The organism is Micromonospora sp. H33, from assembly GCF_052068455.1.
GTDB lineage: Bacteria > Actinomycetota > Actinomycetes > Mycobacteriales > Micromonosporaceae > Micromonospora.
This window is the reverse complement of record NZ_JBQHDE010000010.1, coordinates 114,012-133,510: the sequence shown is the minus strand read 5'-3', so window position 1 is coordinate 133,510 and position 19,499 is coordinate 114,012. Positions and strand designations below refer to the sequence as shown.

The 19,499-nt window shown below is 74.4% G+C and carries 21 protein-coding genes; 9 read left to right on the top strand and 12 right to left on the bottom strand.

The window, feature by feature from the left end; all coding sequences use genetic code 11:
- Positions 1-142: 142 nt before the first annotated feature.
- Entirely contained in the window at positions 143-943 is an 801-nt protein-coding gene (locus ACTMS0_RS21285) for a DedA family protein (RefSeq protein WP_441156994.1), read from the bottom strand.
- A gap of 101 nt (positions 944-1,044) precedes the next feature.
- Between ACTMS0_RS21285 and ACTMS0_RS21280 the strand changes: the two genes are divergently transcribed.
- Together ACTMS0_RS21280 and ACTMS0_RS21275 are read left to right on the top strand one after the other, a co-directional pair.
- Positions 1,045-1,737: a carbon-nitrogen hydrolase family protein gene (locus tag ACTMS0_RS21280; RefSeq protein WP_441156993.1), complete on the top strand. Its 693-nt coding sequence runs from the start codon at positions 1,045-1,047 to the stop codon at positions 1,735-1,737.
- Positions 1,734-2,429, top strand: coding sequence for a phosphotransferase (locus tag ACTMS0_RS21275; protein WP_441156992.1), 696 nt, complete (start codon positions 1,734-1,736; stop codon positions 2,427-2,429). Before ACTMS0_RS21280 ends, ACTMS0_RS21275 begins: the two co-directional genes overlap by 4 nt.
- Positions 2,430-2,441: 12 nt before the next feature.
- Here the strand turns inward: ACTMS0_RS21275 and ACTMS0_RS21270 are convergent, their stop codons facing one another.
- The 5 genes from ACTMS0_RS21270 to ACTMS0_RS21250 all read right to left on the bottom strand — a co-directional run bounded on the left by ACTMS0_RS21270 (position 2,442) and on the right by ACTMS0_RS21250 (position 6,648).
- Positions 2,442-3,896: a protein kinase domain-containing protein gene (locus ACTMS0_RS21270; protein ID WP_441156991.1), complete on the bottom strand. Its 1,455-nt coding sequence runs from the start codon at positions 3,894-3,896 to the stop codon at positions 2,442-2,444.
- 115 nt (positions 3,897-4,011) lie between these two features.
- Positions 4,012-4,215: a hypothetical protein gene (locus tag ACTMS0_RS21265; RefSeq protein ID WP_441156990.1), complete on the bottom strand. Its 204-nt coding sequence runs from the start codon at positions 4,213-4,215 to the stop codon at positions 4,012-4,014.
- A gap of 3 nt (positions 4,216-4,218) precedes the next feature.
- Positions 4,219-5,268 carry a LacI family DNA-binding transcriptional regulator gene (locus ACTMS0_RS21260; protein ID WP_441156989.1) on the bottom strand — a complete coding sequence of 350 codons (1,050 nt, stop codon included), beginning with the start codon at positions 5,266-5,268 and terminating at the stop codon, positions 4,219-4,221.
- Between the two features lie 121 nt (positions 5,269-5,389).
- Positions 5,390-6,277, bottom strand: coding sequence for a helix-turn-helix domain-containing protein (locus tag ACTMS0_RS21255; RefSeq protein ID WP_441156988.1), 888 nt, complete (start codon positions 6,275-6,277; stop codon positions 5,390-5,392).
- Between the two features lie 131 nt (positions 6,278-6,408).
- Positions 6,409-6,648, bottom strand: a complete 240-nt coding sequence (locus ACTMS0_RS21250) for a DUF397 domain-containing protein (RefSeq protein ID WP_441156987.1) — start codon at positions 6,646-6,648, stop codon at positions 6,409-6,411.
- 254 nt (positions 6,649-6,902) lie between these two features.
- On the opposite strand from ACTMS0_RS21250, the gene ACTMS0_RS21245 reads away from it, so the two are divergent.
- Positions 6,903-7,550 (top strand): GGDEF domain-containing protein, encoded by a 648-nt coding sequence (locus ACTMS0_RS21245; protein WP_441156986.1) that lies wholly within the window; start codon positions 6,903-6,905, stop codon positions 7,548-7,550.
- 77 nt (positions 7,551-7,627) lie between these two features.
- On the opposite strand, the gene ACTMS0_RS21240 is transcribed toward ACTMS0_RS21245, so the two are convergent.
- Entirely contained in the window at positions 7,628-8,110 is a 483-nt protein-coding gene (locus tag ACTMS0_RS21240; RefSeq protein ID WP_441156985.1) for a type II toxin-antitoxin system PemK/MazF family toxin, read from the bottom strand.
- A gap of 150 nt (positions 8,111-8,260) precedes the next feature.
- Between ACTMS0_RS21240 and ACTMS0_RS21235 the strand changes: the two genes are divergently transcribed.
- Together ACTMS0_RS21235 and ACTMS0_RS21230 are read left to right on the top strand one after the other, a co-directional pair.
- Entirely contained in the window at positions 8,261-8,776 is a 516-nt protein-coding gene (locus tag ACTMS0_RS21235) for an NUDIX hydrolase (RefSeq protein ID WP_441156984.1), read from the top strand.
- Positions 8,777-8,808: 32 nt separating this feature from the next.
- Positions 8,809-10,050 (top strand): hypothetical protein, encoded by a 1,242-nt coding sequence (locus tag ACTMS0_RS21230; protein ID WP_441156983.1) that lies wholly within the window; start codon positions 8,809-8,811, stop codon positions 10,048-10,050.
- A gap of 15 nt (positions 10,051-10,065) precedes the next feature.
- Here ACTMS0_RS21230 and ACTMS0_RS21225 read toward each other — a convergent pair whose 3' ends face one another.
- The 4 genes from ACTMS0_RS21225 to ACTMS0_RS21210 form a co-directional block, all read right to left on the bottom strand.
- Positions 10,066-10,473 carry a DUF2267 domain-containing protein gene (locus ACTMS0_RS21225; protein WP_441156982.1) on the bottom strand — a complete coding sequence of 136 codons (408 nt, stop codon included), beginning with the start codon at positions 10,471-10,473 and terminating at the stop codon, positions 10,066-10,068.
- A 48-nt stretch (positions 10,474-10,521) separates the two neighbouring features.
- Positions 10,522-11,877 (bottom strand): MGH1-like glycoside hydrolase domain-containing protein, encoded by a 1,356-nt coding sequence (locus ACTMS0_RS21220; protein ID WP_441156981.1) that lies wholly within the window; start codon positions 11,875-11,877, stop codon positions 10,522-10,524.
- Between the two features lie 68 nt (positions 11,878-11,945).
- Entirely contained in the window at positions 11,946-12,764 is an 819-nt protein-coding gene (locus tag ACTMS0_RS21215; protein WP_441156980.1) for a sugar phosphate isomerase/epimerase family protein, read from the bottom strand.
- A gap of 2 nt (positions 12,765-12,766) precedes the next feature.
- Entirely contained in the window at positions 12,767-13,804 is a 1,038-nt protein-coding gene (locus tag ACTMS0_RS21210) for a zinc-binding dehydrogenase (RefSeq protein WP_441156979.1), read from the bottom strand.
- A 116-nt stretch (positions 13,805-13,920) separates the two neighbouring features.
- Between ACTMS0_RS21210 and ACTMS0_RS21205 the strand changes: the two genes are divergently transcribed.
- The 4 genes from ACTMS0_RS21205 to ACTMS0_RS21190 all read left to right on the top strand — a co-directional run bounded on the left by ACTMS0_RS21205 (position 13,921) and on the right by ACTMS0_RS21190 (position 17,970).
- Positions 13,921-15,315 carry an ABC transporter substrate-binding protein gene (locus ACTMS0_RS21205; protein ID WP_441156978.1) on the top strand — a complete coding sequence of 465 codons (1,395 nt, stop codon included), beginning with the start codon at positions 13,921-13,923 and terminating at the stop codon, positions 15,313-15,315.
- A complete protein-coding gene (locus ACTMS0_RS21200; protein WP_441156977.1) occupies positions 15,312-16,274 on the top strand; it encodes a carbohydrate ABC transporter permease in 963 nt (320 codons plus the stop codon). The genes ACTMS0_RS21205 and ACTMS0_RS21200 overlap by 4 nt, the downstream gene beginning before the upstream one ends.
- Positions 16,274-17,140, top strand: coding sequence for a carbohydrate ABC transporter permease (locus ACTMS0_RS21195; RefSeq protein ID WP_441156976.1), 867 nt, complete (start codon positions 16,274-16,276; stop codon positions 17,138-17,140). The genes ACTMS0_RS21200 and ACTMS0_RS21195 overlap by 1 nt, the downstream gene beginning before the upstream one ends.
- A gap of 224 nt (positions 17,141-17,364) precedes the next feature.
- Positions 17,365-17,970 (top strand): class I SAM-dependent methyltransferase, encoded by a 606-nt coding sequence (locus tag ACTMS0_RS21190; RefSeq protein WP_441156975.1) that lies wholly within the window; start codon positions 17,365-17,367, stop codon positions 17,968-17,970.
- A 91-nt stretch (positions 17,971-18,061) separates the two neighbouring features.
- Here ACTMS0_RS21190 and eccB read toward each other — a convergent pair whose 3' ends face one another.
- Positions 18,062-19,450, bottom strand: a complete 1,389-nt coding sequence (gene eccB / locus ACTMS0_RS21185; protein WP_441156974.1) for a type VII secretion protein EccB — start codon at positions 19,448-19,450, stop codon at positions 18,062-18,064.
- Positions 19,451-19,499: the final 49 nt, after the last annotated feature.

The following is a 19,499-nucleotide window of genomic DNA, read 5'->3' as shown; positions in this document are numbered from 1 at the left end:
CTTCCGTAACCCCTTGCCCCTTCGGCGCAGAAGCGCGCTGGATCAGGGCGCTCTCCGGGCAGCAGCACGCGGCGGTCGTCTGGCGGCGACCGCCGAAGCCAAGCATGTGCGGATTACACGATCAACGTTCAAACCCAAGGATCTAGCCGACCTCGCGACTCTGGGACCACGCGCTCCGGTACAGGGTGCCCGGGCCGTGCGGGTCGGGCACGCCGTCGGCGGGCGGGACAGACGACGGAAACTCCTCCTCCGGTCCGTTCGGCAGCACTCCCCCGGCCGAACGTGACCGGCGCACCCGCGTGACGACGAACCAGACGAGCCCCACCGCGCAGGCGACGATGACGACGTTCTGGAGGATGCCCGCGTACCCCTCGACGAGGTGCCAGTTGTCGCCGAGCAGGTAGCCGGCCATGACGAACGTGGTGTTCCAGATCAGGCTGCCCAGCGTGGTGTAGAGGACGAAGGTCAGCACCGGCATCCGTTCCACGCCGGCCGGGATGGAGATCATGCTGCGGAAGATCGGGATCATCCGCCCGAAGAACACCGCCTTGACGCCGTGCCGGAGGAACCACTCCTCGGTGCGGTCCACGTCGCTCAGCTTCACCAGCGGCAGCCGGGCGGCGATGGCCCGCATCCGCTCCCGCCCGAGCGCCGCCCCGACGTAGTACAACGCCAGGGCACCGAGCAGCGACCCGAGGGTGGTCCAGAAGATCGCGCTGACCAGGCTCATCCGACCCTGCCCGGCGACGAACCCGGCCAGCGGCAGGATCACCTCGCTGGGGATCGGCGGGAAGAGGTTCTCCAGCGCCACGGCCAGGCCCGCACCGGGTCCGCCGAGCTTCTCCACCAGGTCGGTGACGAACCCGACCAGGCCGTCCTGGGGTGGTGCGGCCTCCCCGGTGGCGGTGCCGGTGGCGAGCAGGGCGTGCGCGGTTCCAGACATGAGCTACACGCTACGAACCCATCCTGAGAGCCGGCCGAGCGGGCGGCCCCGCCGTTGGGGCAGCCCGCACTATGCTGCGGGATTCCGGGAGAGGAGCAGCCATGGGTACGCCCCTGCGCATCGCCGTCGCCCAGCCGGCCTGCGAGCCGTACGACGTCGCCGTCAACGCGGCCCGGCACGCCGACGCGGTCCGCGCGGCGGAGGCCCGGGTCGTGGTCTTCCCGGAGTTGTCCCTGACCGGCTACCACCTGGACGCGCCTGTCCTCGACCCCGCCGACCCGGTGCTGGCGCCACTGGTCGAGGCGTGTGCCGCGACGGGGGCGCTGGCCCTGGCCGGCGCGCCGGTCGCCGGGGACCACATCGCGACGCTGGCCGTCGACGGCGGTGGGGCGCGGGTGGCGTACCGGAAGATGTGCCTGGGCGGGATGGAGCCGCACCGTTTCTCCCCGGGCGATGGACCGGCGGTGGTCGAGGCGGACGGGTGGCGGCTGGGCCTGGCGATCTGCAAGGACACCGGGGTCGCGGAGCAAGCCCGGCGCACCGCCGAGGCCGGGATCGAGGTGTACGTGGCGTCCGTCCTCGAGGCCGCCCGGGACGCAGCGGTGACCGACGAGCGGGCCCACCGGATCGCCACGGCGCACCGTATCCACGTCGCCGTGGCGAGCTTCGCCGGCTCGTCCGGCGAGGGCTACACCGAGGCGGCCGGCCGCTCGGCGATCTGGTCCCCGGACGGCACCGTGCTGGTGCGGGCCGGCGCGGCGACCGGTGACATCGCCCGGACGGCCCTGGGGTGAGCCGGCGGTCCGACTCCGGCTACGACGGACCGCTGTCGTCGGGGTGCCAACCGCTCGCCTCGGGGCGGGACGCCGATGTGTACGCCCTCGACGGCGACCGCGTGCTGCGCCGCTATCGCTCGGGCGGGGACGTCCGCGCGGAGGCGGCGGTGATGACCTACCTGCACCGGCTCGGGTACCCGGTTCCGCGCGTGCACCACGCCGCCGGCCCCGATCTGGTGCTGGACCGGCTGGTCGGGCCCACCCTGGCTCAGGCCGGCGTCGCCGGCCGGACGGATGCCCGGTCCGCCGCCCGGATCCTGCTCGACCTGCTCGGCCGGTTGCACGCGCTGCCGGCGCGCCGGGCGGCCGCCCCTGGTGACCGGATCCTGCACCTCGACCTGCATCCGGAGAACGTCGTCTTGGCCCACTCGGGTCCCGTGGTGATCGACTGGCGCAACGCGAGCGAGGGCCGGCCCGGCCTGGACGTGGCGATGTCCGCGGTGATCGTCGGTGAGGTGGCCGCGGACAGCGGCGCACCGCTGTGCCGACCGGCCCGGGAGTTGCTGGTGGCGTACGTGGCCCGGACCGGTCCGCTTGCGCTGCTGGGCCAGGCGGTCGATTTGCGCCGCACCCTGGGCCCGCCGGGCGACGGCCGGCTCGCGGCGGCGGAGTTGATCCGTGCCCTCACCCTGGCCGGGCGCGAGGTGTGACCGGTGCGGCGGTCAGCCGTCGCCCCGGCCGCTGCCGGTGCCGGTGCCGTCGAGCAGAGCGTCGAGCTGGGACGCCACTGTGGGGTCGAGTTTGCCGTCCTCGACCGCCTTGTCGAGGCGCTCGCGCAGCTCCTCGACCCGCTCGGCCCGGTCCCTCGGTCGGCGGCTCAGCTCGACCAGATCCTTGCCCAACTGCTCGGCGGTCTTGCGGTCGACGTCACCCTGGGCGACCGCCAGCGCGAGTATCGCGGCGAACTCGGCGGCCACCTCCCGCAGGCCGACCGGCTCCGGTCGGGCGGTGGTCGGCGGGGCGCCCGTGCTGGGTTTCGGCGCCGCTGAGCTGCTCGGGGCCTCGACCGGCGCCGACGGTCCAGCGGTCGGGGCGGTCTCGCCCCGGTCACCGAGGACCAGCGCGGCGACGGTCGCGACGACCAGGGCGAGACCGGCGGCGACCAGGGCGCCGAGCGGCCGGTCCGACCGCCGTGCGGGCGCCCGGGTCGGGACGGGCGGTCGTGGCCCGGCGCCGTCGGGGGTCGCCGGGCGGCGGTCGATCAGCGTCGGCGCGTGGGCGGGCGCCGGCGCGGCCACGGCCGGCAGGATCGCGGTGGGCGGGTTCGCGGGCGAGCTGGCGGGCCGCGTCGCACGGAGGTGGGCGGCGAGCTGCGCGGCGGTGGGCCGGCGGGCCGGGTCGGCGGCGAGGCAGGCCAGCGTGAGCTGCGCAAGGTCGGCCGGCAGCCCGGGGACGGCCGGCGGTGGCACGGCGACGCCACGGGCGTGCACGTCCACCGCGTCCTCCCAGCTGTCCACCGGCAGTGGCGCCCGGCCGGTGAGCGTGCGGTAGAGCAGCGCGCCGAGGGCGTACACATCGCTGGCCGGGTCCGGCCGGCCGGGCCGCATCCGCTCCGGGGCGAAGTACGCGGGCGTGCCCATCAGCAGCTCGCCGGTCTGCCCGGCCAGGGGATGGTCGGGGCCGGCCAGTGCGGCGATGCCGAAGTCGAGCACCTTCGCGCCGGTGGCGGTCAGCATGACGTTGCCGGGTTTGATGTCGCGGTGCACGACGCCGATGCGGTGGGCGTCGGCGAGCGCCCCGGCCACCTGGGCGGCCATCCGGACGGCCTCGGGCCAGGGCAGCGGGCCGGCGGCCAGCCGGTCGGCGAGGTTGTGCCCCTCGACCAGCTCCATGACCAGGTACGGCACGACGGCGCCACCGGCGAGGGTCGCCTCGCCGTAGTCGTACACCTGGGTCACGTGCGGGTGGCTCAGCCGGGCGGCCGCGCGGGCCTCGCGTTGGATGGTGGCCCGCAGCTGCGGATCGGCGGCCAGCTCGCCGGCGAGGGCCTTGACCGCGACGGGCCGGTGCAGCACCTCGTCGTCGGCGCGCCACACCTCGGACATCCCGCCGCGGCCGATGCGCTCGCGCAGGACGTACCGATCGTGCAGCCGGAGGCTGGGCGTGAACGGCGACATAGGCCTCCAGTCTGCCTGCTCGACGGTGGGTACGACCACCGACTACGCCCGGTACCGGCCGTCGTGACCGGATCATGCCCGAAGCACCAACTCCCGGTGGCCGCAAAACCCCGGGTCAGGAGCAGCGGGGCGGAGCGGGCACCGGGGCGGGCTGGATGCGGTCGGCGAGCCGGCGCAGGGTGGCTGCGGCGGCCCGTCGGGTGGCGGCGAGCCGTGGGGTACGCGGCGGCTCGGGGCGGATCGGCGCGTCCGGTCGGGCGGAGGTGACGTGCCGCGTCACCGCGTCGACGGCGAGGACGAAACCGGTGGGCTGGTCCATGGGTCAGCTCCTCGGGACGGGTCCGGTGGACGACCGGACGACGAGTGTGGTGGGCAGCAGGACCTGCCGCGCACCGGGGTCCGCGGGCGGGTCGAGCAGCAGGCGGGCGGCGATGCGGCCCTTCTCCTCGGCGGGCTGCCGCACGGTGGTCAGGCCGGCGGCGGCCGCCTCGGGGACGTCGTCGAACCCGGTGACCGACACCGGCGGGCCGCCGGCCAGCGCGTCGCGTGCGCCGAGGGCGAGCACGTCGGAGCAGGCGAGCACGGCCGTGGGCGGCCGGTCGGCGGTACGCAGGGCGGCGACGGCGGCCGCGGCGGCGGCGCGGTCGTTGGCGGGGGCGGTGAGCACGGTCAGCTCCGGCCAGGCCACACCCACCTCGGCGAAGGCGTCGGCGAAGCCGGCGAGCCGTCCGCGTGTCGTCGGATGCGGGACCTCGGACACAGCGGCGAGCCGCAGCGGCCCGGCCGGCGTACCGGGCAGCACCGAGTCGCCGAGCAGGGCCACCCGCCGGTGGCCGAGGCGGGCCACGTGCCGGCCGATCTCCCGGGCGGCGGCGCGCTCGTCGATCCCGACGTAGCGGTCGTCGGGGCCGGCGGTGTCGGGGGGCGCGGTGGTCACATACGGCACGCCGCGGGACCGGATCGCGTCGAGGGCCCAGCCCTCGTGGCCGGCGCAGTAGACGCAGAACCCGTCCACGGCGGCGTTCTCCACCGCTACCCGCGCGCCGGCCGCGTCGTCGGGCAGTGGTACGAGCAGCAGGCTGGTGCCGCCCTGCTCGGCGGCCTCGGCGAGACCGGCGAGGAAGCGGACGGCGAACGGGTCGGTGAACGCGTACGACAGCCGGGAGGTGAACAGCACGCCGATCGCGCCCACGTACCCCCGTCGAAGCGAGCGGGCGGTGGGGTTGGGCCCCGGGTAGCCCATCTGCCGGGCGGTGGCCAGGATCCGCTCCCGCAACGCGGAGGAGAGCTGGTCGGGCCGGCAGTACGCGTTGGAGACCGTGCTGCGGGACACCCCCACCGCGTCGGCCACGGCTTGCAGAGTCGGCTTCACCGGTCACCTCTGGATCGATCCAGTCTGAATCGATCCAGAGACTAGCCGGAGTTGTCGGCGTCGGTCAATGGGGATGCGGGGTGCACCGGCGCGCCACGGCAGCGCGCGCCTGGCCCTGAAGTCACCGCCCGTGCAGGTCGTCCAGGATGCGGCCGAGGATCTCCGGCGTGCGCTCCGGCGGCTCCGCCTCCGCAATGAGCCGTTCCATCGCCGCCGCGTAGTTCTCGAGATCGTCGCGCTTGTCCAGGTAGAGCGCGCTGGTGAGTTGTTCGATGTAGACGATGTCCGGCAGGTCGGCCTCACCGAACCGCAGGATCGTGAACGCGCCACCGGCGGCGGCGTGCCCGCCCGCGGCGAACGGGATGATCTGGAGCCGCACGTTCGGCGCCTTGGTCGCCTCGACCAGTGCCGCCACCTGGTCGCGCATCACCTCCGGGCCACCGATCGGCCGGCGCAACGCCGCCTCGTCCACGACGGCCCACAGCTGGGGCGGCTTCTCCCGACTCAGCAGCCGCTGGCGCTGCATGCGCAGGGCGACGCGCCGGTCGACCTCCGCCGGCGTCGCCCGGCCATGGCCGAGGAGCACCACGGCCCGCGCGTACGCCGGCGTCTGCAACAGGCCGGGGACGAACTGCACCTCGTATGTGCGGATCAGGGACGCCGCGGCCTCCAACCCCAGGTACGCCTGGAACCACGACGGCAGCACGTCGCCGTACCGGTGCCACCAGCCGGGGCTGTTCGCGTCCCGGGCGAGCTTGAGCATCGCCTCCCGCTCCTGCGGCTCGGTGACCCCGTAGAGGGTGAGCAGGTCAGCGACGTCGCGCTCCTTGAAACCGACCCGCCCCAGCTCCATCCGGCTGATCTTCGACTCCGACGCGCGGATCTCCCAGCCGGCGCTCTCGCGGGTCACGCCGCTGGACTCGCGCAGCCGGCGCAACTGCGCGCCGAGCAGCATGCGCAGGACGGTCGGGCCGGTCGCCGGACCGCCCTCGGCGGGAACCATCGCCACTGCCGACCCTCCGCACGCCAGATGACGCCGGGCGGGAAGCCGAACCCGACCGACGTGTAAGCATGGCATGGACGGTCAGTGAGGTGAACGCCTTCGGCGAGGTGAATCGGCCCCGGAGAGGGGACGGCGGGTCAGTCGATCAGGTGGTCGAAGTCGCCGTCGCGGGCGCCGAGCAGGAAGGCCGCGATCTCGTCCACGGTGTAGATGAGGGCGGGCCCGTCGGGGTGCCGGGAGTTACGGAGCGCGATGCCCGCCCCGCCGGGCAGCTCGGCCAGCTCGACGCAGTTGCCGCTGGGGTTGCTGCGCCGACTCTTCTGCCACCGCAACGGCGGCAACTGGTTGGTGGGAACGCCGTTCGGTGGCTGCTGCATGTGGGTCTTTCTCTTCACGCACCCGCCCGCGCCGGGACCACGACCGGGATCGGTGGAGGGGTGCCGGGTCGACGGGAGGGGTTTCCTGCACGTGCATCTGCTATTGCATCTGCATTGGACAGCGAGCATGATAACCGACGTGTGCGGTGCCCATCCGCTCACTCACAGTCATCTCAACCTGGGCTGGGCCAGGGGAGACACGGGTGTCGGCGACGCCCCGGCGGGGTCGGGGCGTCGGCGTGACGGGAGGGCTCGTGCCGGATCCGCTGACCATCGCGTCCGGCATCTGCGCCGCAGGGGCACTCGTCTCGTCCTGGCAGCTGCACCGTCGGGCGGTCCGGGCCGAAGCCGAGGTCAGCGTCCTGCAGGCCGAACTCGCCGCCGAGCGCCACGCGGCCAGCCACGACCCGCTGACCGGCCTCCCCAACCGACGCGCCTTCTACCGGCTGGCCGCCGCGGTGCTGACCGGGGCGGCCGGGCGCCCCGTGATCGCCGTCGTCCTCGACCTCGACGACTTCAAGCAGATCAACGACCGGTACGGGCACGCCGCCGGCGACCAGGTTCTGATCAGCGTCGCCCAGCGGTTCGCCGCCTTCGCGGGGGGCGACCCGGTCGCCCGGCTCGGCGGCGACGAGTTCGCCGGATTGCTGACCACGCCGGGCCTGGACCGGCGGTGGATCGAACACGCCACCCGGCGACTCCGCGACATCCTCGCCGCGCCGATCCCCCTGCGCGGGCTGACTATCCGGGTGACGGCCTCGGTCGGCCTGGCGCCGGTCACCGGCGCCGGACAGCTGACCGAGGCGCTGGACCAGGCCGACGCGGCGATGTACCGGGCGAAGAGTGTGGGGTCCTCCCGCCCGCGCCGCCAGCTCGACAGCGCGGGCGCCGCCGACCGCTGACCCGACGGCCGCCCGAGCCGCGGACGCGCCTCACGCCGCCGCAGCCAGGCGAACCCGCGTCCCGGACGCCGGGCGCCCTACCGCCAGCCGTAGCCGGCGCGCAGCGCCCGGGCCACCCGGTCGAAGCGCTCCCGGTCGAGGGCCGCCCCCTCGCGGCGGATGCTGTCCTCGCGCATGGTCAGCACCCGGTCCAGCCGCACCCAGCTCGGACGGCTGGACCGGTCCCAGCCACCCTCCCCGAGGGCGAGCCAGTGCCGCTGCCCGTCCCGGTCGTCCTGGCTGGAGAGCATCAGCCCGAACAGCGTCCGGCTGTGCCGGCCCACCACCAGCACCGGACGGTCCTTGCCCTGGCGCGGGTCGTCCTCGTACGGCACCCAGGTCCAGACGACCTCGCCCGGGTCGGCGTGCCCGTCGAGTTCCGGCGCGTACGCGAGCTGGCGACGTTGCAGCGCGGCGACCTGGCGCCGGCGCGCGACCTGGGCCGGGGCGGGGCCCGGTCGCCGTGGGGACGGGATGACGGTGCCGAGGCGCGCGGCCACACTCCGGAGAAGACCTGCCACGGCGGGCAGCCTAGCGCCCCGCCGGTTCCGACCCGCGACGGAGGCCGGCGCAACCGGGTGGACACGCACATCCGCACCCGCCAGGATCGGCGCCATGTCCGTCGTCGTCCACCCGAGCTCCATACACGTCTCCCCGACCGGAGGGGTGTCGTGAACGGGCTTCCGGATGACTACCCGGTCGTCGAGCGGCGCGCGGTACGCCTCGTGGTGCTCGACGTCGACGGGCGGGTGCTGCTGTTCCACACCCGCGACCCGGCGCACCCGCGGCTCGGCACGTGGTGGGAGCTGCCCGGCGGTGGGATGGATCCCGGCGAGACGTACCTCGACACCGCCGTCCGGGAGCTGCGGGAGGAGACCGGCATCGCGGTCGACCCCGCTCTGGTCGGGGCGCCGACCTGGCGTCGGCGGGCCAGCTTCCTGCACCGCCACCGCCGGCACCTGCAGGACGAGGTGGTCGTCCCGGTGCGGCTCGGCGTGCCGGGCCCGGACGTCGACGAGACGCACCGGCTCGCGTACGAGCGGGAGGACTACTTCGGCTTCCGGTGGTGGCCGGTGACCGAGGTGACGGCCGGCGACGCGCGCTTCTACCCGGGGCGGCTCCCCGACCTGCTTCCCCGCTTCCTGGCCGGCGACCGGATCGACGAGCCGTTCGAGCTCTGGTCGTGACGCCGACCGCCGTCCACGGGCACAGTGGAGCGATGACCGACATCCCCGCCTGCGTGGCCCGATACGCCGAACGGCTGCACAGCGCCCTCGGCGACCGCCATCACGTCGCCTCTCCGCTGGGCGCCTGGCTCCTCCTCGCCCTGGTCGCGCCCGCCGCCGCCGGCACCCCCCGGGCCGAGCTGGAGGAGGTGCTCGGCACCGACGCGGAGGCCGCCGCCGACGCCGCCCGGGCGCTGCTGGCCGACCCGCATCCGCTGGTCGGGGCCGCCACCGGCCTCTGGCAGGCCGCCGGTGTCGACTCGCCCGGCCTGGCCTCCTGGCGGGCCGGCCTGCCACCGTCGACGCAGACCGGCCCCCTGCCCGACCATGCCGCGCTCGACGCCTGGGCGCGCGAGCACAGCCTGGGACTGATCGACAGGTTTCCGCTCGAGATGACGGCGGACGTGCTGCTCGTGCTGGCCAGCGCGCTGGCCACCCGGGTGTCCTGGGCGGAGCCGTTCCAGGTGACCGGAGCGGAGGCGCTCGGCCCGGGCAGCGCCTGGGCCGCCCGGCTACGGCGGGTCCTGCGTACTCCCCCGGACGGCCACCGGGCGTGGATCGCGGCCACCGGCCGGGCCGGGGACGTGATCGTGCACGCCGCGCCCGCCCGCCCCGCGTCCGAGGGCGGGCCGGGGCTGCTCGTGGTCTCGGTGGCCGCCGCGGTCGACGTGCCGCCCGGCGACGTCCTCGCCGCCGCGCACGAGCAGGCCGCCCACGCGCTCGACGGGACCGACCCGGCCGGCCGGCGCTCCCTGTACGACCTGCCGCTGGGTGATGCTCCGCTGTGGACGCTGCGGGAGGAGACGGTGCGCACGTTCGCGGCCCGGGAGGAGCGGGTCGCGGCGGTGCTGCCCTGCTGGTCGGCCGAGAGCCAGCACGACCTGACCGCGCCCGCCCTCGGCTTCGCCGCCGCCGCGCAGGCCTTCCGCGGCCTCCTGGACCGGCCCGACCTCGGTTTCGAGGCGGCCCAGGCGGCCGCCGCCCGGTACGGCCGCTACGGCTTCGAGGCCGCCGCGGTCACCGGGTTCTTCGCGCTCACCGCCCTGCCGCCGGAGGGCGTACGGCGCACCGCCGAGCTGCGCTTCGGCCACCCGTACGCGGTGGTCGCCGTCGCGACCGACGACCGGTCCGGCACGCCCGGCCCGTGGCACGGCCTGCCGGTCTTCTCCGCCTGGGTCGCCGAGCCGGAGGACCTGCCCGAGGCCGACGCGGCCGACCCGCCGGACGCCGGGTAGGCCGCGGGTCGCCGCTCACCGGTCCGGCGGGCGCGGTATCGGCTGGGTCATCCCGTCGAAGTCGCGGGGCAGCTCGGCCACCATGGCGCGGAACTCGTCAACCGTCACGGCCTCGCGCAGGGTGGCGAAGACGGCCGCCGTGCCGATCCGGGCGGTCTCGTCGTCGACCCCGGCCCGCTCCCCCACCCGGCGGAGGAACTCCACCGGCCCGATGGCCGGCGGCCGGCCGTCGGCGGGATCCGTGCCCGGCTCGGCGAGGTAGTCACCCGCGTCGTCCGGGAGGTGCCCCGCCAGGTCGGCGGCCTCCCCACCGGTCATGCGTTCCACCATGGTCTGCAGCACGGCGCGGGAGACGGTGGCGGCCTGCTCGCTCGACAGGCCCGAGCGGCGGGACACCGCGTCGACGAAGAGGGGAAACCGCACGCCGCGCGCTTACCCGCGGCGCGGCCGCACAAACGGCCCCGTGCCGCATCAGCGCCTCTCCGCCAGGACGTCGAGCAGCAGGGCGGCGGTCCAGCCGAACGCCGGCGAGCCGAGGCCCGCGCCGGTGTCCGGGTGGAAGTACTCGTGGCAGCCCGACCGCGCCACCAGCCCGATCATCGACCGGCGCAGCCCGGCGGCCAGGTCGGGCCGTCCGTGCGCGTGCAGCCCCCGGCGCAGCAGCCACGCGAGGTTCAGCCAGCTCGGGCCACGCCAGTACCGCAGCGGCTCGAAGTCCGGCGCGGTGCGGTCGTAGCTGGGCAACGGCCGCTCCATGCGGGGCCCGAGCCCGAACCGGGCCGAGCACGCCTCGGCGATCACGCTCGCCGCCGGTCGGGCCGGCAGGTTGGGCAGGCCCAGCGGCATCAGCCCGAGCGCCGTGCGGGCCGGGACCAGGCGGCCGGTGCGCAGGTCACGCGGGTGGAACAGGCCGGTCGTCGGGTCGTACAGCCGGCGGACGACGGCCTCGGTGATCGCGGTCGCGCGGTCGCGGTGGGGGCCGGGGTCGGCGCCGACGACCGCCGCGATCCGGGCCAGGGCGTGCTCCGCGCCGCCCATCGCCGCGTTGAGCAGCGGGCACTCCACCAGGAACGGGTGCCGGTCGGCGAGGTCCTCGTCGCGGTACCGCAGCTCACGGTAGGCCACGAGGATCGCGACGTAGCGCGCGTAGTCCAGGTCCGTGGGGCGGTGGGCGGCGTCGGCGTGCGTGGTGTCGTGCCGGCGGTACGCGCGCATGACGGCCGCGTCGGCGGGCACCGCCGCCATCGGGGCGTCCCACGCCGGGCTGTTGTCCAGACCGGACTCCCAGGGGTGCACGATGCAGGCCAGACCACCGCCTCCGGCGTCCCGACACGTGGCCAGGTACCGCTGCTGGGCCACCAGCCGCGGGTAGAGCCGGGCCAGCGCCGCCCGCGCCGCCTCGGATTGGTCCCGCCGGTACGCGAGCCAGGCGGCGAGCGCGTGCACCGGCGGCTGGACCAGACCGGAGGTGGCGGCGGCCGGCGCGCCCTCGGCGAGCGCGGAGGCCCAGAAGTCCGGCCCGGGAAAGTACGCCCCGACGCGCAGGGCCGGGTTGAACACGATGTGCGGCACCCGGCCGTCGGCCCACTGGGCGCGGAACAGGCTCGCCAGTTCCCGCCAGGCACGGGCGGGACGGACGTGGGCCCAGCCGATCGCGATGAACGCCGAGTCCCAGCTCCACTGGTGCGGGTAGAGGGTGCGCGACGGCACGGTGTGGTCGTGCTCCCAGTTGCCGTCGAGGGTGGCGACGGCGAGCGCCCTGAGGCGGGCCGGGTCGGCCGATCCGACCGGCGCGTCGGGTCCGGACGGCGCCTCGTCGCGCGCCACGCCGGATCCGGCGGCCCCGCCGCCCGGCGGATCGGCGCCCAGCCAACCGGTTCGCTCGCTCCGCGCGCTCACGCCGCCGCCCGTTTCGGCTGGGCCAGCCGCAGCACGGTCGCGGCCTGTTGCAGCGCGCGGACCGGGTCGCCACGTAGCCGGCACTCCAGGGCCAGCCAGCCGGGGTAGTCGATCTCGAGCAGGGTCCGCAGCAGCGCCGGCCAGTTCAGGTGACCCGCGCCGGGCTGGAAGCGGTTGGAGTCGCTGACCTGCACGTGTCCGAGGTACGGCGCGGCGGCGCGCAGCGCCGCGTGGACGTCGTCCTCCTCGATGTTCATGTGGAAGGTGTCGGCGACCACCCGTACCGAGGGCAGCCCGACGGCCGCGCAGAGGGTGACCGCCTCGTCGAGCCGGTTGACCATGTGGTCCTCGTACCGGTTGAGCGGCTCCAGGAAGAGGGTGACCCCCTCGGCACGGGCGTGCTGGCCCAGCTCGCCGAGGGCGTCGAGGAGCACCTGCCGGTCGCCGGCCGGGGACCGGGGTGGCTCGAACGGCGGCAGGCGGCGGGAGAACATCCCCCACGCGGCCGGGGTCATCGCCCCGACACCGCCGAGCTCCGCGATCACCGACAGCTGCGAACGGAGGTTGCGGACGGCGTCGCGGGACCGGTCGGGGTCGAAGTCGCCGATGAAGTGGTCCATCTCCACGCACACGGTGGGCATGACCACGCCGGCCGCGCGGGCCCGGCGCAGTTCGGGCAGCCGGCGTACGAAGGCGAGGTCGCCGCGCCCGCGCAGCTCGATGCCGTGGTAGCCGAGCGCGGTCGCGAGCGCGTACTTGCGGATCAGGTCGTCGCCCGGCAGGAGCTGCTCCTGACAGGCCAGTGGGATCGCCATGGTCAGAACCTCAGGACTACTTGGAGGACATCCCCGTCACCGCGGTCGAGCAGCGCGAGCGCGTCGGCCACCGCGCTCGCGTCGACGACGTGGCTCACCAGCGGCAGCGGATCGACGCTGCCCTCGGCCACCAGGTCCATGAACGTCTGGGCGACGCGCGCACCGGTCCACCGGCCGGCCATGCCGGGCGCCGGCGTCGGCCCGGAGACCTGGGCCGCCACCAGCTGGATGCGGTTGTGGTGGAACTCCTCCCCCAGGCCGAGCGCGTCGGCCTGCCCCTGGTAGAAGCCGGCGGCCACGACGCGGCCGGCGTGGATGGTGGCGCGGATGGCCTCGTGCAGCGCCGGATACGCCCCGGACAGCTCGAGGCAGACGTCCGCGCCGCGCCCGCCGGTGGCCTGCCGCAGCACGGCGGCGGCGGAGTCGGCGGTGGCGTCGACGACGAGCCGGGCACCGAGGCGGGCGGCGTGCGCCAGGCGGGACGGCACCCGGTCCACGGCCACCACCCGGGCGCCGGAGAGCACCGCGAGCCGGGTGGCGAGCAGCCCGATGACGCCCTGCCCGAAGACACCCACCCAGTCCCCCAGATGCAGGTCGCCGGCCAGGACGGCGGTCAGCGCGATCGCCCCGGGGCGGGCGAAGACGGCGGCGAGGGGGTCGAGCCCGACCGGCAGCGGCTGTACGGCGTCGGCGGGCAGGACTGCCTCCGCCCGGTGTCCCCAGATGCCCCAGACCACCTGCCCGGGCTTTCGGTCGGCCACGTCGGCGGCCACCTCGACGATCTCGCCGACCTCCTCGTAACCGAAGCCCACCAGCGGGTACGGCACGACGGCCTGCCGGGGGACGAACATCCGCGTGACGTCGTCCCAGTCCTTGCTCAGGCGCGGGTTGCTGCCGCGGTAGAGGGTGAGTTCGGTGCCGGCCGAGATCCCGGAGTAGCAGGTGCGGACGCGCACCTGGCCGGGACCGAGCGGATCCGGGGGGCAGGGCTGGAGGCTGATCTGTCGCGGCCCGGCCAGAGAGACAACCCAGTTGACCATGAGTCACATCCCGGTAGCACTGGGTTCCATCGTAGGCAAAATTTCGTTATATGTCTTGTCATTGATCAATCGAAGGGGTTGAATCCGTCATGTACCCTTCGAGAGGAGTGCCACCGATGTCAGCACCTCCGATGCGGACACTCGCCGCCACCCTGATCATGGCACTTGCCGGGGCCAGCCTGATGGCCTGCGGCGACGACGAGTCCGAGACGGACAGCAAGAAGATCACCGTGTGGAGCCTGGAGGACGTGGCCGACCGGGTCACCGCCACCAAGGCCATCATCGCCGACTTCAGCAAGCAGACCGGGATCACCGTCGACCTGGTAACCGTCAACGAGGACCAGTTCCCCTCCCTGATCGCCTCCAGCGCCGCCGCCGGAGAGCTGCCCGACGTGGTCGGGTCGGTCTCGCTGGCCGCCGTACGGACCCTCGCGGGCAACGAACTGCTGCACCCCTCGGCGAACACGGAGGTCGTCGAGGCGCTGGGCCGGCAGACCTTCTCGCCCCGGGCCCTGGAACTGACGTCCGACGACGGCACCCAGCTCTCCGTGCCCAGCGACGGCTGGGGCCAGCTCCTCGTCTACCGCAAGGACCTGTTCGACGCCGCCGGCCTGCCCGTCCCGGACACGTACGAGAAGATCACCAACGCCGCGCGGACCCTCAACCGCAACGGCATCGCCGGCATCACCGCCGCCACGGCCCCCGGTGACGTCTTCACCCAGCAGACCTTCGAACACCTGGCCCTGGCCAACAACTGCCAGCTCACCGACGACTCCGGCGCGGTGAAGCTGAATTCCCCGGAGTGTGTGGAGGCTTTCCGCTTCTACGGCGACCTGATGCGCAACTACTCGGTCAAGGGCGCGCAGGACGTCGACACCACCCGCGCCACGTACTTCGCCGGCAAGGCAGCCATGCTGATCTGGTCGCCGTTCATCCTCGACGAGCTGGCGGGCCTGCGCAACGACGCGAAACCGACCTGCCCGCAGTGCCAGCGGGACCCGAGCTTCCTGGAGGAGCACAGCGGCTTCGTCACCGCCATCAAGGGCCCCAACGGCACGGAACCGGCCCAGTACGGCGAGATCAGCTCCTGGGCGGTGCTCGACGGCGCCGCCGAGGAGTCGGCGACGTCCTTCGTGGAGTACATGCTGGACGACGCCTACCCCCGCTGGTTCGGCATGTCCCCCGAGGGGCGCTTCCCGGTCCGCAAGGGCACCGCTGACCAGCCGGAGAAGTTCCTCACCGCGTGGAACAGCAGCCCGGCCGGCGTCGACGTCAAGAAGCCGCTCGCCGAGGTCTACGGCGACGAGGTGCTCGCCGGCCTGCGCCGCAGCCCGGACACCTTCCAGCGGTGGGGCCTGACCCAGGGCCAGGGCAAGCTCGTCGGGGCGATCCTCGGGGAACTGCCGGTGCCGAAGGCGCTCAGCGACGTCGTCTCCGGCAAGTCCGACGCCGCCGCGGCCGCCGGGCGGGCACAGAAGGACGTGGAGGCGATCAAGGCGGGCGTCAATTGACCACCGCCCCGCCGGACACCGGCCGCTCCCCCACCGCGGAGCGGCCGGTCCCGGCCCGCCGCCGCGGGCCGGTCACGCTCCGGCAGCGCGAGTCCCGCGCCGGGCTCGCGCTGGTCGCGCCGACCCTGCTCGTCGTGGTCGCGGTGATCGGCATCCCGATCGTCTGGACGGTGGTCCTGGCCTTCCAGCGGGTACGCCTGGCCACGCTGCGCCGCACCGGGCTCTTCGGCGAGTTCACCCTCGCCAACGTCGAACGGGTGCTCAACACCCCCGGGTTCGCCGACACCCTCTGGACGACGCTGGTCTACAGCCTCGGCAGCACCGCCGGCTCGATCGTGCTCGGCCTGGTGGCGGCGCTGGTGGTCCGCCGACCGTTCCGGGGCCGTACCCTGGTCCGCGCGTCGATGCTGCTGCCGTACGTGGCGCCGGTGGTCGCGGTGACCTTCGTCTGGCAGGTGATGCTCGACCCGCAGCTCGGCCTCGTCAACAACTGGGGGCAGCGGTTCCTGGGCTGGGACGCGCCGATCCCGTTCCTGTCCCAGGATTCGACCGCGCTGGCCACCGTCATCGCCTTCGAGGCGTGGCGGTACTTCCCGTTCGCGTTCCTGTTCCTGCTCGCCCGGCTCCAGGCGGTGCCCGGCGAACTGGAGGAGGCGGCTCTCGTCGACGGGGCCACCCCGACCCAGCGGTTCCGGCGCATCCTGCTGCCGCAGCTGCTGCCGGTGATCGCCCTGCTGGGCGTGCTGCGCTTCATCATGACGTTCAACAAGTTCGACGACGTCTACCTGCTCACCGGGGGCGCGGCCGGCACCGAGGTGGTCAGCGTCCGGGTCTACGAGTTCCTGACCGCCCGTACCGACATCGGCGCGGCCGCCGCGCAGGCGTTGGTGCTGGCCGTCGTGCTCATCGTGTTCGTCGTCGTCTACCTGCGTTTCTTCGGCGGACGGAGGGCCGACTGATGGACCGGGACCGGGTCGAGACGGTGAGCCTGCGCTGGTTGCGCCGGCTGGTGATCGCCACCTTCCTGGTGGTCACCGTCTTCCCCTTCTACTACATGCTGGTGCTCTCGGTACGCCCCATCGAGCGCCTGCTGCTCGACCCCGGCTCGTTGTGGGTCGGGCTGGGCGAGCTGACCGTCGCCACGTACACCGAGGTCCTCAAGGCGGCCGAGGACGGTGGCCAGGGCTTCCTCACCTTCATGCGCAACAGCGGCCTGGTCGCCGTCGCGGCGACCCTGCTCACCCTGCTGGTGGCGATCCCCGGCGCGTACGCCGTCTCCCGGCTGCGGTTCTTCGGCCGCCGGCAGGTCCACTTCCTGTTCCTGGCCGTCTACCTGTTCCCGTCGATCGTCATCGCCATCCCGCTGTTCGTGGTCTTCACCCGCGCCGGGCTGCGCGGCTCGCTGTTCGGGCTGATCTTGGTCTACATCTCGCAGACGCTGCCGGTCTCGGTCTACATGCTGAAGAACTACTTCGAGACCATCCCGGTGAGCCTGGAGGAATCCGCCGCCATCGACGGGGCGGGACGGCTCGGCATCATCCGCCGGGTCAGCCTCCCCCTCGCCGCCCCGTCGATCATGGCCGTGGCGCTCTACGACTTCATGATCGCCTGGAACGAGTTCCTCTTCGCCCTGCTGTTCCTCGTCGACAAACCCAACCGGTGGACGGTGTCGCTCGGGCTCGCGCAACTCGCCGACGGGGTGGAGGTCCCCAAGACGGTGCTGATGGCCGGCTCGGTCATCCTCACCCTGCCCATCGTGATCCTCTTCTTCGCCAGCGAACGGCTCCTCACCGAGGGCCTCACCAGCGGCGCCGAGAAGGGCTAACCCCGACGGCCCGGCGCCGTGCCGCCGGCGCGGCGGCGCCACAGTCGGTCCGGGGCCCCGCACTTTCAAAGAAAGAGTGCCGATTCCCACCCGGATGGCCACTCCTTCTCTGAAAGTGCGCGGGCCGTTGGGTCACGACGTGCAGGATCGAGCGCGCGACTGTGCGCTGTGAGGCAGGTGGTGGTGCCGGCTCGCGCCGCGGGACGAGCGGTTACGGTGGCGCCATGGGCAAGCCGACCCGCTGGATGACCGAGACCGGTCCCGAGCACTCCCAGTGGTACATCGACCGCTTCCGCCGGCTGGCGGCCGAGGGCGTGGACCTCGCCGGGGAGGCCCGGCTGGTCGACACCCTGGTGCCGCCCGGCTCCCGGATCCTCGACGCCGGCTGCGGCACCGGCCGGGTGGGCGCCGCCCTGGCCGCGCGCGGCCACACCGTCGTCGGTGTCGACGCCGACCCGGCCCTGGTCAAGGCGGCCCGGGCCGACCACCCCGGCCCACGCTGGCTGGTCGCCGACCTGGCCGACCTCGACCTGGCCGCCGCCGGCGAGCCGGAACCGTTCGACGCCGCCGTGGTGGCCGGCAACGTGATGGCCTTCGTCGCGCCGGGGACCGAGCCGGCGGTGCTCCGGCGGATCGCGGCGCACCTGCGACCGGACGGCGTGGTGGCGGTCGGCTTCGGCCTCGACCGCGGCTACCGGCTGGCCGACTTCGACCACGACACGGACGCCGCCGGGCTGCGCCGCGAGCACCGCTTCGCCACCTGGGACCTGCGCCCCTGGCGGGACGAGAGCGACTTCGCGGTCACCATCCTCCGCCGCCCGCCCGACTGACAACGCCCGCGACGCGACGCGATCTTGGAGGAAGTGGCGCCCCTGGAGGGGTCGAAATCTTCCAAGATTTTTTTCAGAGCCGAGCCGCCCGTCACGCCGGGGCGGCGACCACCCGGGCGGCGGCCGGGTCCAGCGTGGCGCCCGGAGGCACCAGGCTGACCAGGCTCGCCGGCAACCGGAGCGGGCGCACGTCGCGGTAGCCGAGCATCCCGAGCACCTCGGCGCCGGCCAGCACGTACCGCCGGCCGAGGTCGGTGACCACACAGATCGCGCCCCCGGTCGCCCCGGGCGCGGCGACGGCCTCGACCACCGCGCCGCGACCCGGATCCACCACGACGTGATCGGCGAGCACCCCGCCCTCCGCCGACGCGGGCCCGGAGCGGAGGGCGCTGCCCAGATCCGGCAGCCGGACGCCGTACCGGACGTCGGCCACTGCGCCGTCCTCGCCGACGCGCGTGCAGAGCCCGCCGTCGGAAGCGGCCAGCCGGGGCGGTACGGCCGGTGGGGCCGACGGCCCGGCCGGGGTCAGGTCGGGCACCTTGGGCAGCGTGGCGAACCGCCCCAGCGTGATCGGCTCCGGCTCACCCTGGCCGGTGCTCGCCAGCAGCAGGCTGGCCTGCAACTCGGTGATGCCCGCGAGACCGTCGCGGAGCACGACCGCGTACTGCCGGCCGCCGCCGGAGTTGCGGACCAGGTAGACGTCGCCGATGCGGGCCCCGGTGACCCGCGCCGAGGGTTGCCCCTCGCCGGGCAGGGCCGGCGGGGTCAGGTCGACGCCCGCCGGCAACGAGTGCAGCAGGGCCGGCGCCACGGGTACCGCCCGGGCGCGGGTGGCCGCGAGCGCGGCGAGCACCCGGTCGGGGTCGCGGATCGCGTGACGGCGCTGCTGCCAGACCAGGTGCAGCCCGCCGTCGGGATGGCGCAGCAGCAGGCCGTCGTCGCCCAGCGGGCGGCCGCCCGCGGCGTCCACGCCGATCAGGAGGGCGGAGCGGGGCTCCGGCCGGTCGCCCTCGGCGCCGGTCACCGAACAGACCGTCCACGGCGCGGTCGACAACCCGCCCGGGGCGGGCAGGGAGTCGGGCGCGTCGGCGATGCCCAGCGGCAGGCCGCGCGGCACCCCGGCGATGGACCGGCGGGCAACCAGCACCGTCTTCGGCCGCTCCGCCCCGATGATGAGCAGGGCCGACGCGTAGTTGAGCACCGGGTGCAGCTTCTGGTCGCGGTAGACGAACCGGGCGCCGGACTCCTTCTCCACGATCACCGCGGTCTCGTCGCGCCACTTGCTCCCGCCCCCGGCGAACAACCCGTACAGGGCGAAGCCGCCCAGGGCGATCACCGCGACCAGGACGCTGGCCAGACCCGCACCCGCCAACCGCCGGAACGGCGACTGCGCGGGGTCGGTCTCCCGCATCACCAGGGCGGCGACCGCCCGTTGGACGGTGAACTGGTACGAGTGCAGTTGGTCCTGCCGCGACGGCATGGGCTCCCTTCCGGTGGCGGGCTCGGCGCACAGGATAAGCGTTCCGTCG

Excerpts from the sequence above, each read along its gene's own strand:
- ACTMS0_RS21285 (WP_441156994.1), bottom strand. The coding sequence starts at position 943 with ATGTCTGGAACCGCGCACGCCCTGCTCGCCACCGGCACCGCCACCGGG.
- ACTMS0_RS21280 (WP_441156993.1), top strand. The coding sequence starts at position 1,045 with ATGGGTACGCCCCTGCGCATCGCCGTCGCCCAGCCGGCCTGCGAGCCG.
- ACTMS0_RS21270 (WP_441156991.1), bottom strand. The coding sequence starts at position 3,896 with ATGTCGCCGTTCACGCCCAGCCTCCGGCTGCACGATCGGTACGTCCTG.
- ACTMS0_RS21265 (WP_441156990.1), bottom strand. The coding sequence starts at position 4,215 with ATGGACCAGCCCACCGGTTTCGTCCTCGCCGTCGACGCGGTGACGCGG.
- ACTMS0_RS21250 (WP_441156987.1), bottom strand. The coding sequence starts at position 6,648 with ATGCAGCAGCCACCGAACGGCGTTCCCACCAACCAGTTGCCGCCGTTG.
- ACTMS0_RS21230 (WP_441156983.1), top strand. The coding sequence starts at position 8,809 with ATGACCGACATCCCCGCCTGCGTGGCCCGATACGCCGAACGGCTGCAC.
- ACTMS0_RS21215 (WP_441156980.1), bottom strand. The coding sequence starts at position 12,764 with ATGGCGATCCCACTGGCCTGTCAGGAGCAGCTCCTGCCGGGCGACGAC.
- ACTMS0_RS21210 (WP_441156979.1), bottom strand. The coding sequence starts at position 13,804 with ATGGTCAACTGGGTTGTCTCTCTGGCCGGGCCGCGACAGATCAGCCTC.
- ACTMS0_RS21205 (WP_441156978.1), top strand. The coding sequence starts at position 13,921 with ATGTCAGCACCTCCGATGCGGACACTCGCCGCCACCCTGATCATGGCA.
- ACTMS0_RS21195 (WP_441156976.1), top strand. The coding sequence starts at position 16,274 with ATGGACCGGGACCGGGTCGAGACGGTGAGCCTGCGCTGGTTGCGCCGG.
- ACTMS0_RS21190 (WP_441156975.1), top strand. The coding sequence starts at position 17,365 with ATGGGCAAGCCGACCCGCTGGATGACCGAGACCGGTCCCGAGCACTCC.
- eccB (WP_441156974.1), bottom strand. The coding sequence starts at position 19,450 with ATGCCGTCGCGGCAGGACCAACTGCACTCGTACCAGTTCACCGTCCAA.